Origin of the sequence: Clostridium thailandense, from assembly GCF_019207025.1 — a bacterium.
Classification (GTDB): domain Bacteria; phylum Bacillota; class Clostridia; order Clostridiales; family Clostridiaceae; genus Clostridium_AM; species Clostridium_AM thailandense.
On the sequence record NZ_JAEEGC010000178.1, the window covers coordinates 1 to 13,909 of the forward strand.

The following is a 13,909-nucleotide window of genomic DNA, read 5'->3' on the forward strand; positions in this document are numbered from 1 at the left end:
GGTTTGTGGTTCGAGTACATAGTAGGGGCGTAGGAATGATTTTTGAGAAAAATCGTTAAGGATATTAAGGATATAAGGTAAAAAGAATAATACATGGCAATATTTAATTTTAATATTGGGAATTAAGAATGGATCAAAGTTAACTATAAAAATTAAATAATAGGAAATGAAAGATTTTATTAAAAAATCTTTATTAGTAGGAATAAGCAATTATAAACAGATTTATTAATTATTTTGTATTTCAGCGATATAGTAATTTATATATGAATAAGTAATTTATATTGAGAATTTAAGGTAAAACCTTAAATAAATATGTGAGTTTTCTATTTGTGGGATGATTATACATAAAGCTATAAAGTGCAAGGGGATTAAGCAGATGTGTATAGATAATAGGAGGAAAATTATTTGAATAAATTTAAATGTTTGGATCTTTGAGGAATATGACGAGGTTAAAATTAGCTTAATGGATGTCTTAATCAGAATGATTAAATGAAAAAGTAGTATTATCAACAAATGTGAAGAAATTGCTAAATTAATAAAAAGAGTCTGTTGGATAAAAATTTATTTTGTAGATAAAATTGTGATTTAATATCCTAAAATTAAACAATTTAAACAAAAATATGATACAATAGTAGTACAATATTTATTCAAATTATATACAAATTTGATATAAATTTTATTAAGGAGGGGTTCAAATAAATACATATTATAAAAATATTAATGAAATAAGTATTGCCTTAAATTATATTATTGATAGTTATTGGAGGAATGAAATTAATGAAAAAGATATGATTGAAAATGTTAACTCAATTATAAAGAATAATAAAGAAAAAATATTTACAAGTGAGGGCTTTAAAGCTGTAATTATTCATAAATGTGGAAAGAAAAGATTAGAGCTTATAAATAAGGTTAGAAGGGAAGATATTTAATTGAATGAAATTGATATGTATATTACTTTAGCTGACGATGTAGAAATTAATAATATATTAAAGTTTTTTAACTGTAATGTTAGAACTAAAAACTTAGAGTTAAAGAAAACAAAAATAAAAACAATAGTCAGAACAAATCATACTTTAAAACAATCAAAAGGGATTAAGAACCCATTCACTGCTATTTTAATGAGACACAAAGTAGAAGAATGGGAAGATCTAAATGAAAAAGAATTCTTCATAACACTTAATAAAGATACAGATAAAATACCTGATTATGTTAAATTCGCAAATCTTTTAATAAAATATCCTAATGATAAAGAAAAATATATAGAATTGATTAACGAAAATATAAAAGATGATAAATATATGTTTAATTTTAACATGAGCTTTAATAACGAGGAGGAAGTTGTAGAATATTCTTCTAAGTTATTGAATAATTCGGGGGATGGTATATTAAATAGTATAAAAAAATACTTTCTGAAAGCATTAAAATGCAACTTATTAAAATCAACCGTAGCAAATATAGATGATATAAAAAATTGGAGTGTAATGGATTTATATAATAATTTAGAAGAAGATAATGAACCTAATAATACCTTTATGAAGTTTGAATATATAAGAACCCATAATAATATAGAAAAAGATATATTGAATAAGATTCATTTAGATATTATGTTTCATCTTTTAGATTTGTTTGACAGCCAATTTACAGATGAAAGCAAAAAAGATTTAGCAGAGTTGGGGGAGCTTAAAGATAAAATAAACAAACTACAGGATACCTATAAAAAACTATTGAAGAAAAGTAAGGATAAAGATAAGGAAAATAAAGAAATAATTCAAAAGTTAAAAAATGAAGTAAAAGCCAATATGGAGAGCGAAGAAGAATTAAATAAACTTAAAGAACAAATGGACATACAGTGTAGTAGAAATGACTTTTTAGTTAAGTCAGTAAAGGAGTTGAAAAATAAAAATGATTTGTTGAATAATGAATTAAAAGATTGTAAAGAAAAAATAAAAACCTATACTGATAAAATAACAAGTACAGAATTGTATTACAAATATAATTTTCAATCCAATGGGATAAATGAAAAAATATTTGGTTTGATACATAGTACGCACATTGAAGTAGCAAAAATTATATTTGGCGAAGTAGAGTTTATTCATATTGATAATTGGGAAAAGCAAATTAATAATGTAAAAAAGTTATTTATACAAAGAGAAGGTGTATCTACAAGAGAATTGATAAACATAAAAAAATATTGTAATAAGAACGGAATAGAGATTATAAATACAGTTTCAATACATGACGAAAAGAAGTTAATAGAAACAATATCTGTAATTAAAAATAAGTATGAGGTGATTTAAATGGCGATGTCCCAAGAGAATAAAAATAGATTAATAAAATCAAGCCAATGTTATATGGTAGGAATATTAGCTGAAAATGAACAATTTTACCCATCGGGTGATGAACAGAAAGCTGTAACAACATTAAGGAACTCAAATAATGTTATATTTTTTATAAAACCATTAAGCCTTGACCCCGAACCTGTAAATGAATTAATAGACCCTGATATAACAAATCCTTTATATATAGGTATAGACAATTCCCAAAGCAGTTGGCTTATCCCGTACACTTATAAACTAACACAAAATTTAGAACAGAAAAAACAGATGATATATGATAAATTAAAAGATAAATTAATTGTATTTAAACCAAAAATCAATTTTACTAATAAAGAATTAAGTGATAGACCATATAAAAATGCAGTTGTAGTAAACGTAGAATCCGACATTAAAATTGATAAAGATACAGAGTTTATTACTATACCTATAGTAGAAATGAGTAATACAGAATTTCAAAAGAAGATAGTAGAGGGCAGTAGTATTGTGCTAAGTGATTATTCTCAGCAAATGTATCCACCAGAACATATTATGTGTAACAATTATATATATTTTAATTTTCCTGAATGGACAAAATCTACTGATGGCACAGGATGGATATGTGAAAAATTCGACAATAGAGTAAAACGTGTAAAAATAGATATAGAAAATAGTGAAATGGACGGAAAAATAATAGAAGTTAGCGGAGTTCAGGTTGTTTTTATAGAAAAAAATGCTCTTTATAATTTGGAGAAGAATGGAAAAGTAGAGGATTTGACTGACCCAATAATGGACGAAATTATATTAAATGAAAATAATGAAGGTAGTGAAAGTTACAGCAGTGAAATTAATGTTAAAGAAAACATGTTTATAGATGATTTTAAAGAATTTACATTAAGAAATAATCTATGCTATTCAAAAGAGGATTTAATCAACTTACATACTTGTGTGAAAACCAATCCACTAACAATATTAGCAGGCATGTCTGGAACAGGTAAGTCAGAATTAGCTAATGCCTATGCTAAGATGTTAAAATGTTCTGAACAATTAAACACTCTATTATTTCTACCAATAAGTCCATCATTCACAGAGCCAGGGGATTTACTTGGGTATTTGAATAATACAACGGGATTATTTATTCCTTCTGAGACAGGACTTAGTGAATTCTTAATACATGCAAAGGACAACCCTAATTCAATGCACGTAGTAGTTTTTGATGAAATGAATCTTTCACAAGTAGAATATTGGTTTTCACCTTTTATATCACTATTAGAAAGAAAGCCAGAAGATAGAAGATTATTTTTATATAATCCTGCAACACATTGTATAAACAAACAATCCTATCCATCTTCAATAATAATAAAGGACAATGTTAAATTTATAGGAACTGTGAACACAGATGAAACTACAAAAGACTTTTCGGACAGACTTCTTGATAGAGCCAATATAATAAATCTTAGGAAAGAAAACTTAGTAAAATTTCAACAAGAAGTTAAGGAGCTAAAGCCTAATAAAATAGAAGATAAGGACTTTTCTCGTTGTGCCAGTGAAGAGGAATATCAATCATGGACAGTTAAAAGAAATTGGTCAGAGGCATATACTGATGAAGAAATTAAGTTTTTGGATGATTTACATGAGTTATTGAATGAAGTTGATGATCAAAAGGGCGTATCTTTTAGAATAACTAAGAAAATTGCTGAGTATTTGTTGAATATTCCTGTTAATTTAGATGGAACTAAAATGATTTTAAAGAGAGAGGCATTTGACATTCAAATAAAGCAAAGATTAATAACAAAAATTAAAGGTGCAGAGAAAAAGTATGGAAAGCTTATAGGTACTATTAAGGATAGTGAAAGTAAAGAGCCTACAAACAGCAAATTATTTGAGTTTTTTAATTCTGAGGAAGCTCTAAAAATAAGTGATTTTAAAGTTACTAAAAAAGAAATAGTTAGAAAAGCAAGGGAATTGGGAGTATATGGATATGCAAACTAAAGTAACTTTTTATGCTTTCTATGGAAATGAGATACTGACTAATACGAAGTGTTTAATTATAGATGATAGTACAAAAGAAGATTTAGGAGATACTGTTGTAATATTTGATGAATATAGTAAAATTGCTGTAGAATTTGAAAGTGATGATAGTAATGCTATTCTTGAAATTGATAGTAGTATCTCAGAATATCCATTACAGTTACGTCCAAGTGATGAAGTAATCACTATATCGGAAGCGGAAGACCATGATAGTATGCTTACTCCTGGTTATTATGGCATCAATGTGATAACTACATCAAAAACCTATAGGGGGCTGTACTTTGTTAACTCAAAATCAGTCACATGGGAAGGATTAATTAATCTAAGAAAGTATCTTGAAATCGTTATGACTGGATTATCACAAAATCTATATATACAGAGGATGGCAGGACAAAAAAATATATATGGTGATGAAGATTACTCTCTAAATAAAATGTATTTTTATATTAATAATAATATTGAAAATGTTATTAATAGTGTAAGTAGTATAATTAAAAATCCGCTTACAGATATAAAAAAAGGATATCGAGAGCAGTATTATATGAGAAAGCAAGATATAAAGAGCCAAAGATGGCTATGTACAAAAGGATTAAGTAAAAATAAAAACATATACACCCCAGATATTGTGCTTGAAAAGCATTCTTTTCTCAATACAGATATATTAGAGAATTGTTATATAAAACAGATACTTGAAAAGACATTAGAAATGGTTCTTTTCATTGAGAACAGATACGAAATAATCCAGACTAATTCTACAACTATCATTAACAATAAAATAGAGATATATAGAGATAATGAATTAAGTTACAATGTATTAAAAAATGATAGGGTAGTTAGCGGAGAACATAAAGAGGGCAAAAGAAGAGAACTTAAATTTTTACAGGATGATATTAATAAATTACATGAACATATTGTTTTTATAACTGATATATTAATGAATTTAAACAAAATAAAAAACATGTTACTGATATATGTCAATGAAACTTGGTTAAATGAAATAATGTATACTGATACTACTGTATTAAGACCGTCACAAAAATTGCTAAGAGATAATAGATACTACCAAGTTTATGATTTTTACTTAAATATTTTAGCTATAGAGAAAAATGACCCTCAAAGCAGAAAACCTTACTTCCCAAGCAAAAAGACATCTAAACTCTTTGAGTATTACTCAGTATCCTTAATTATAAACATATTAAAGAATGAGGAATTTGAGTGGCAGAGTGGTTGGTTAGCGGATAATATGGATGAAGAATTATTCAATGGTGAGATCGTAACAAACAAACCTATTATCTTGATAAAAGATAATTTAAGAGTAGAGCTTTTTTATGAAAAAGAAGTTGAAGCTAATACAACTGTCATAGATAAGAATATAAGTGATTTTGTAAGAATGAATGGAAGACACTATAAGCCTGATATTATGTTAAGTCTCTTTGATAATGAAACAGGAGAATTAATAAGTTCTATTGTCGTTGAAGTAAAATGCTGTATGAGCCGAAACCTTCAAAGCAAAAACGGACCTTCCAGAGCTATTGAGCAGGCAAAAGACTATTATAATTTTGGGTATTACGACAAAGAAAAGAGAGGCAAGAATAAAACAAGAAGGGGTGTTATAGAGGAAGTTATAATTATATATCCAAAACAAGATAGAATTATACAGTATGGATATGATGATATGAATGTTTCATTTATACAGGTAGAAGCAGATGATACAACGGACATAACTAAACACTTTGGATATGAAGAGCTGAAAAATGAAATAGATACTTATTTTTTATAGTTTTTTGTATTATTTATAGCATATAAAATAAGAGATACAACAAGCAGAGTTTGGAATAGATTTAGATTAAAATAATTAAGAAGAAACGCTTTGGTGTGTCGGACAGTACACCAAAGCGTTTTTTCGTAAAAATACGTAAATATCCCTATTTAAAAACACTCAGCAAAGATTAAAAGCTTACTAAATTAAGTTTTTTGCTGATATGTTTATATTATATCGAATTTGATAGAGAATGCAATAAAAAAATTATTTCCAAGACAGTTAGATATAAAGCTAAGGGTATTTAATATAAGTGTATAATGATGTATAATATGTTCATATCACAATTATGAGTATAAATAATAAACGGAAGTGATTTTATAATGAAATATTGCTATAAATCTCAAATAAATATAATTTTTTTAAGAACAAGCACTCGTCTTAGACGGGTGCTTAATTTTTTTAATAATGTTATATAGCAAACATTATTATATTGAAAGAGATGTGGAGGAAATAAGCTGAAAGATAATTAGGAGATGAAATCTTATTATTTGTACTTATTAAGTTTATGTGAAATTTAATTGAAAGAAGGATGAAGAACATGGGAGTATATATTAATTTAGATATTGTACCAAGCAAAATAGATAAGGAAGAGTGGGAAAGTGTATATTTGGAAAGTTTGGAACTGATAAAGGCGTATCCATTAGCTTCAATTATTAGAGAAGATATTGGACGCAGTAAGAGATTAGTCTTAGAAAAGGCAAGAGAACAAGGATACGGAGAGAATAGGTTTTGGAGTGTTTCAGGAGATATTGAAAGTAAACAAATAGGTGAAAACTTTATTTTATACAAGAACTTAGAAAAGTATTCAAGAGGTAATGGTGCAATAAACAAGGATATACTGCAAGTTATAATGAAGGCAAGAGAAGGATTAAGCACGGTATTTGATTCTAAAACGCAAGGTGAAGAATATCATTTTTATATACTTTCTATTGCGGCCTTAATAGAAGATAGGTTAAAAGGTAGAGCTATAGTATATGGAGATTTTACTAAGGAACAAGCAGAGAAAGCTATTAACTTTGCTAATAATATTTTGAAAGAACCTATAAAGCTTCCTGTTAGGGTAGATGAAGGAGAATTACTTAAAAGGCTGGAAGAGCTAAGTATTAAGAATTTAAGTAACTTCTTAGATTTATATATTACAGAAAATAAAGACGGATTATGTGAGTTTATAAGAGAAAACTTTAGTGAACAAGAAATAATGAACTACTTTAAAAGTGGGCTAAAAGAATATAATTCAGCGACTCAGCTTGGAGCAGAAAGAATTATGATTCGGTTTTTAAATATGGGATATAGTCTGGAAGAATTAAGTAATGTTTGTTGTCTTGATGAAGGCGGTCCAAAATATAATGGAGAAGAATTTATAAAAGCTTTAGGCTCTACTTGGGTATTTGTAGAAAAAGAATATAGAGAGAATATGAGTATATTTGTAAAGGAGGCAGTTAAACCTCAGTATGTTGAATATCAATTTGGGACAGCATTTTTAGATATGTGTGGGTTACTTGGCAGGTATTGCAATAGATATATTACAATGGAGGAAGGTATAAAGATTTTAAGAGATAAGCTTGGATATATTAATGGATTAGAGGAAATAGTCCAGGGAAAGTATAATGAAGCTGTAGAGGTATTAAAAAAATATGGGAAAGAGCTTGATGATATAAAGACTGAATACAGCGAGACTATAGAAAAGAACATCATTATGGATTATGATGTTCTGCTTAAATGGGATGACAGTCTTGAAATAGCAGACTTTATTGAAAATAATATTAAGAGCATATTAATGCAAATGAAAGAAACAATTACAGATGAAAATTATAAAGTTGTTTCAATAATAAATAGCCTTTCAACAAAAGAAGAAATTTTAGAAATTATGATGGATTTTTTAAATAAAGTTAATTTAATACTTTCAAGGGAAGCATGGAATTGGATTGATGAAATAGAAGACTTAAAGTTATGCAGGTTTATTACTCTAATGATTGGCTTATGTAGTGATAGCGAGGTAAAATCAGTGGTTAGAGCTATATTAGAAAATGAGAAATTATTTAATAAATATGTGAAGTTAGAAGACTAAATAGAAAAATATAAAAAATAAGGAATTGAGAGTAATATAAGATAAATCAGTTTAGGTAGTCATAGACATTATTGAGCTAATTTAACCTCCTAAACTGGAATTACCATTAAGTTAAATAACATCTGCAAGAGGAATAAAGCAAGTAATAAATATGGTTTTAGGAGTGACGAGAATGGAGTTAACAGAAGAACAAAAAATAATGTTGCAAAGAATATGGAATGTATTAAAAGATAAGTTTATTATGTTTATTGGTGAAACAAGGAGTAAGGATATATCTGCAATTACAGTAATAAGTAACATTGGGAGTGAGACTTTTAATTTATTCTATTATAACACAACAGAAGAAGCAACTATTGCAAAGGAATTTATTGAATTTGCTGTAAATACTATAGTTGTTACTAAATCCTTCGCACAAACAATAGATGGAGTGGAAAAGAAATATGGATTTTAGTAGAAATTAATGAGGAATTGCAGGGGGATTGAAAATAGCTATAAACACCAAAGTGAAGAGAGGACAGGAGAAAATCTTGAAGTTCTAAAAGGAATTGAGACGTTCTCAAAGGAATCTGTTTAAAATAAAAACAGCTATGGATGATACCAAAAGCTGTTAGTTAAATGGAAGATGACAGGATGATGGTAGAAATATTATCACACACATTTAATAGATAAAGACTATTAGTCTTTTAGTTTATTTTATAGGATTATTATATAAGATTTGATTTTTAATGTAAATAATACAATAGTCAATGTTAATACCAATATAGAGAATATTTGAAATTAATGTAAAAGGGACCTGCTACAAGGTCTCTTTTGCTGTCTATAGGACTGTAAGATATAATTTAAATTTTGCTAATCTATGAGTATCATTTACTTTTAGTGATGTTAAGTACGAATTATAAATCTTTGTCTAACTGCATATAACATATAAATTAAAACAAAAGGAGCTACTCAACAGGAGTAGCGTGTGAAAACAGGAGGATGATAGTGTATGCAGAACAAAGGGATAGGAAACTTCCTAAAGAATCTAAGATTACAAAAAGGTGTTTCTCTTGGGGAAGTTGAGGAAAAAACAGGAATTAGTCGTTCTTATATCTGTAAAATAGAAAAAGCTGTGCGTGAGAACCCATCACTTTATACTTTGACAAAACTCTCTGACTATTATGGTGTTGATTTAAACACCATAGAGGAGATTTATTATAACGGTACAAAGCAAAGTGGAGAACAAGTTCAAAATCTCGATATGTTAATCTTAAATGCAAATTATAACTTTGCCAATATCGAGGCAAGTTTGGAGCTGAGAGTGTTGATAAGAAAGTTGGTTTTGAAGCTTGAAGAATATGCAACAAAATCTTTGGTAAAAAGGAATGATGAAATTGTTCTATTGGAAGTGATTGATGAAATAAGGGTAAAAATGTTAGAGGAGACAGCATAGAGCTGTCTTTTTTCAAAGGGGGAGAAATAAATGAGTATTGGAAATAGTAAGAAAGAGTTCCTTTTTGCAATATATATGAGCTTAAATAAAGAGATAATAGAAAAGCAACTTGAAATTGGCATTAAGGAAATACATTTAGAAAAATGGTTTAAAAAAAGAAAAGTAGACATGAATTGTATTGGTAAAAATGGTGAAAGAATATTAATTGAATGGCAGATGGATTTTAGAAGTTATAGAGATCATATTAGACAAATTCAGGATTTAATATGTCTTTGTGAAAAGCAGGAAAAAACGATTATTGTATATGGAATGTTAGATTTTAAGGAAGAACTTATGAGCGAATTAATGCAAAGTGTAGTATTCTATTCAGAGAAGAACATATCATTAGTTTTTCTAAAGATTAAGAAAGATACTTTAGACTTGCTGATTGAGATAAATAAGCTGGATGAACTTAACCGATTGAAGGAGTTACAAAGGTTAAATACAGTGCAGAATATATTTTTAGACAAGAAAAGTATTAAAATATCTAATAATTCTGTAGCGGTAAGAGTTGTTAAAGATGATGATATATACACATGGGAAGAAAAACTTCTTATAAAAATAGCTAAAAGGCTTAGAGAAGATTGTAGTGATGTATCTACAAATGTTTATCAATATAAGGATGTTAAAAACTGTAATTTTATAATTGGCTCAGGTTTCCAAGATATTATCTTTAAGGTGGCTTATGACAGGAGAAAAAGAGTTCTAATAGAATTATGTTTTTATGGAAAGAAGAAAGAGATATTCTATAAGCTCTCAGATAAAAAGGATGTTTTACAGAATGAATTCAATTATATTTTAAAATTCGATGATAGATATGCAAAAATAGGTACATATTATCCCATTTCTTGGTTTTACAGTGAAAGAGAACTAATGATAAAAAGGTTCTGTAGAGACGTAAAATTCTATTTGGTAGGTTTCAATAATCATTTAAAACATGCTGTAGAGAGATGTAAAAATAATATTTAAGAGTTAAAGACCAGGCTAACAGTGCTGGTCTATTTTTTTAGGTTTGGGAGAATAGCTTTTAGAACGTTATCTATTACTTGTAGTTCCCTTTTGGAAGCAATATTAATTTTTTCTATAATAGCATCTCTATCTACTGCAATACTATCTTCTCCCCAAATTATATAGTCCAAGGAAAGATTGAGTTTATTAGCAACCCTAATAAGGGTGGGTATCGACATTTGACGTTCCCCTCTTTCAATCTGCGAAAGAAATATATTGGATATGGATACAGATTCTGACAATTCATCTCTTGTTAAATTTAATTTTTCACGTTCTAATTTTATTCTCTCGCCTATGGATTTGCTATCTATTGTATCATTCATTAGAAATCACCCCTATAGTTTAACTTTATAGGGTATAAGTTAATAGAGGAATAAGCTAAAAGTATGTAAAATAATTGCATACAGCATAAAAATTGATTAAAATATAAGTGCTAACTTAATTTTTAACTAAATTTAAAAATGGAGGTATAATATGGGTAGAAAAGAATTGCTTTAGAGTAAAATATAAAAATTTATTTTAGGGAGGAGTTAGTAGCATCAAATAAATTGGTTAAAATCAACTGCTTTTTAAATGTTAAGATAAAAAATATTAAATAAGTAAAGTAGTATAGTCTATTAGAGAAGAATTTAAGTAAGCGGAAAATTAGTTTTCAAAGGTAAAAATTTATATATTGGTCTCGAAAGATATATGAGAAAGTGATTTATTAGTCAATAATATTTAAACTTAATGAAGTAAGGGGCGAGAAGAAATGAGAAAGAAATATATAGCAGTGATGGTTAGTATTCTAACATCTTTAAACATGATTTTATATTCTAAAGTATATGCAGTAGAACAAAAAGTAGTAATAATGGATACTTTATCCCAACAAAGTAATGTAACCAGAATAACTGGAACTGACTGTTATGATATTGGAATAAAGGTAAGTCAGAAAGGATGGACAACATCTGATAATGTAATATTAGCAGGTTCAGCAGACTTCCCAGACGCTTTATCAGGAACAGCTTTAGGAATAAAGCTTAACGCACCAATACTTTTCACTGACCCAAATGGAATTGCTTCTAACACATTAAATGAGATTGTTAGATTAAAAGCTAAAAAGGTTTATATTCTTGGAGGTACTGGTGCAGTGAGCCAGGCAGTAGAGGATAGTATTAAGGGTCAAGGATTAAGCGTTGAAAGACTATGGGGACAAGACAGATTTGGAACAGCACTTGCAGTAGGCAAGAAGGTTCAAGGACTAACTGGTGCTAAGACTGCTTTCATAGCAAATGCTTACAACTACCCAGACGCTCTTTCAAGCTCTACATTTGCAGGACAAACAGGAAGTCCTATTTTACTTACAGACGCAGGTACTCTTAATGAGCAAAGCAAACAAGCATTAAGAGATTGGGGAATAACTAATGTTTATGTCCTTGGTGGTACAGGAGTTGTTTCTGCTAACATAGAGAATGAACTTAAAGATATGGGCATATCACTAACTCGTTTAGGCGGATTAGACAGATATGAGACATCTCAGAAGATCGTAAAGAACTTTGACAGCTCTTTAGATAAGTTCACCATTGTTACAGGAAAAGACTTCCACAATGCTCTTGTAGCTTCTGTATATGCAGAGAAAATAGACCATCCATTAGTGCTTGAAGATAATGATTGTAGTCAAACTGTTAAGGGCTTAGTTAAAGACAAAGACTTGTTAATAGTTGGAGACTTCATAGTAGATAGCACTACACCAACTGAACCTATAGTTGATGAACCTGGACATTCAGGGAATCACATAAGACAACAAATACTAACTGGTAATTTAGGCTTTGTTGACTATGATAGTAATGGTAGTGGCTTAATACTAAATCCATATGGTGCAAATGGAGATGATAAGTTTACTGAATTAGGATTTACTGTAGGTAGTGGTAATAGAGATATGTCTTTATCAATATTTAGAAGTAGTCCAGAAGTAGACCAGAAGATAAAAACAATATTAAATATGATACTTCCAACACAAGGAGATAAATTATATTCAATATTAGATACTGCGGGTTTGAAAACTCAAACTGTTGAATTAGATGGTAGAATCATAACAATAAGAGTTGAGAGCTATGGTCTTATAGTAGATTTTGGACCAGTGAAGTAAATAAGGTACAAGGAAGTTAAGGTTCAAGGAATTAGGGTTAAGGCTCTTGTTTCTTGGACTTTTTTACAGTTCAAATACTTCTTTTGTCCATAACAGTAGTTAAGTGAGTAGGGAAAGGAGTACTGAATAAACGGTATTAAATTATAAAAATATTGTAGTGAAAGTATAATGAGTAGAAAAAAAGGATGAAGTATGAATTGTAATAAATGTAAAATTATGGTATTATTAAAGAAAGTAAAACCTTTGAAAGACGGTATAAAAATTCGACAAATCATAGACTTTTATGGAGGAATTGTGGTAAAATGAATATAAGAAAAGTAGACAAGCACTTAAAAAAGATAAAAATTAAAGACTTTAAAAAACTAAAAAGATTTATAAAAACTAAAAACTTTACAAAAGGGGAGATAACTATGGAAAATACAATGGTAAGACCATGTACTCCTGCGGAATCTTTAAAACAATCATTAATCGAAATGAAGCTTATGAGAGAAGGAAAAATGGACAAGCGTTCATATTGGGACGCTATGAAAGATTTTGACGATGACGAAGACGAAGACGAGGAATAGGGGTTTTGTTAATGTCTCAATACAATGTTATACCTACGAAAAAATTCTTAAAAGACATGAAATATTATGTACGAAAAAAGAATTATTATAAATTAAAAGATGATATGGACAACTTGGCAGAAGAGTTGGAAAAAGGAAATCTTATTGGTGATGAAATTCCAGACTTAAAGTTACCAGAAGAAGAGTCTTCCTATAAGGTAAGAATGGCAAATAATACTACAAAGGTAGGTAAAAGTAACGGGTTCAGAATTATCTACTATGTTGTGAAGAATAATTCCGAAATATATTTACTAACAGTTTATGAAAAAGCTGATATAACAAATGTTGACGCAGGAGAGATAAGACAATTAATTAAAGAATATTGTAGTTAAATGATAAGTTCAAGTAAAGAGGGTTTAAAACCATATTACTTGGGCTTTTTCTTTATCTTAAATATATTCTTATTTACTTTATAACTTTATATCATTAATGTTTATCTGATAACTTTATTCCTTGAAACTATC

At 28.5% G+C, this 13,909-nt stretch carries 12 protein-coding genes; 11 read left to right on the forward strand and 1 reads right to left on the reverse strand.

The genetic code is table 11. The features are described 5' to 3' along the window. Window positions 1-695 precede the first annotated feature (695 nt). The 8 genes from I6U48_RS26470 to I6U48_RS26505 all read left to right on the forward strand — a co-directional run bounded on the left by I6U48_RS26470 (window position 696) and on the right by I6U48_RS26505 (window position 10,673). Entirely contained in the window at window positions 696-929 is a 234-nt protein-coding gene (locus I6U48_RS26470) for a TIGR04540 family protein (protein ID WP_218323554.1), read from the forward strand. Further along, window positions 930-2,297: a hypothetical protein gene (locus I6U48_RS26475; protein ID WP_218323516.1), complete on the forward strand. Its 1,368-nt coding sequence runs from the start codon at window positions 930-932 to the stop codon at window positions 2,295-2,297. Further along, window positions 2,298-4,304 (forward strand): DUF8727 domain-containing protein, encoded by a 2,007-nt coding sequence (locus I6U48_RS26480; protein WP_218323517.1) that lies wholly within the window; start codon window positions 2,298-2,300, stop codon window positions 4,302-4,304. Continuing rightward, the gene (locus tag I6U48_RS26485) at window positions 4,294-6,123 is read left to right on the forward strand and encodes a hypothetical protein (RefSeq protein WP_218323518.1); all 1,830 of its coding nucleotides are present in this window, start codon (window positions 4,294-4,296) and stop codon (window positions 6,121-6,123) included. Before I6U48_RS26480 ends, I6U48_RS26485 begins: the two co-directional genes overlap by 11 nt. A gap of 580 nt (window positions 6,124-6,703) precedes the next feature. Beyond that, on the forward strand, window positions 6,704-8,233 hold the full coding sequence (locus tag I6U48_RS26490) for a hypothetical protein (RefSeq protein ID WP_218323519.1): 1,530 nt from the start codon (window positions 6,704-6,706) through the stop codon (window positions 8,231-8,233). A 172-nt stretch (window positions 8,234-8,405) separates the two neighbouring features. Continuing rightward, window positions 8,406-8,684 (forward strand): hypothetical protein, encoded by a 279-nt coding sequence (locus I6U48_RS26495; RefSeq protein ID WP_218323520.1) that lies wholly within the window; start codon window positions 8,406-8,408, stop codon window positions 8,682-8,684. Between the two features lie 537 nt (window positions 8,685-9,221). Next, window positions 9,222-9,665 carry a helix-turn-helix domain-containing protein gene (locus I6U48_RS26500; protein ID WP_218323521.1) on the forward strand — a complete coding sequence of 148 codons (444 nt, stop codon included), beginning with the start codon at window positions 9,222-9,224 and terminating at the stop codon, window positions 9,663-9,665. Window positions 9,666-9,695: 30 nt separating this feature from the next. Next, window positions 9,696-10,673 carry a hypothetical protein gene (locus tag I6U48_RS26505; protein ID WP_218323522.1) on the forward strand — a complete coding sequence of 326 codons (978 nt, stop codon included), beginning with the start codon at window positions 9,696-9,698 and terminating at the stop codon, window positions 10,671-10,673. A 29-nt stretch (window positions 10,674-10,702) separates the two neighbouring features. Here I6U48_RS26505 and I6U48_RS26510 read toward each other — a convergent pair whose 3' ends face one another. Further along, on the reverse strand, window positions 10,703-11,035 hold the full coding sequence (locus I6U48_RS26510) for a helix-turn-helix domain-containing protein (protein WP_218323523.1): 333 nt from the start codon (window positions 11,033-11,035) through the stop codon (window positions 10,703-10,705). Between the two features lie 428 nt (window positions 11,036-11,463). On the opposite strand from I6U48_RS26510, the gene I6U48_RS26515 reads away from it, so the two are divergent. The 3 genes from I6U48_RS26515 (at window position 11,464) to I6U48_RS26525 (ending at window position 13,777) form a co-directional block, all read left to right on the forward strand. Then, on the forward strand, window positions 11,464-12,840 hold the full coding sequence (locus I6U48_RS26515; RefSeq protein WP_218323524.1) for a cell wall-binding repeat-containing protein: 1,377 nt from the start codon (window positions 11,464-11,466) through the stop codon (window positions 12,838-12,840). A gap of 302 nt (window positions 12,841-13,142) precedes the next feature. Continuing rightward, window positions 13,143-13,406: a hypothetical protein gene (locus tag I6U48_RS26520; protein WP_218323525.1), complete on the forward strand. Its 264-nt coding sequence runs from the start codon at window positions 13,143-13,145 to the stop codon at window positions 13,404-13,406. Between the two features lie 11 nt (window positions 13,407-13,417). Continuing rightward, window positions 13,418-13,777, forward strand: a complete 360-nt coding sequence (locus tag I6U48_RS26525; protein WP_218323526.1) for a hypothetical protein — start codon at window positions 13,418-13,420, stop codon at window positions 13,775-13,777. The last annotated feature ends 132 nt before the right edge of the window (window positions 13,778-13,909 follow it).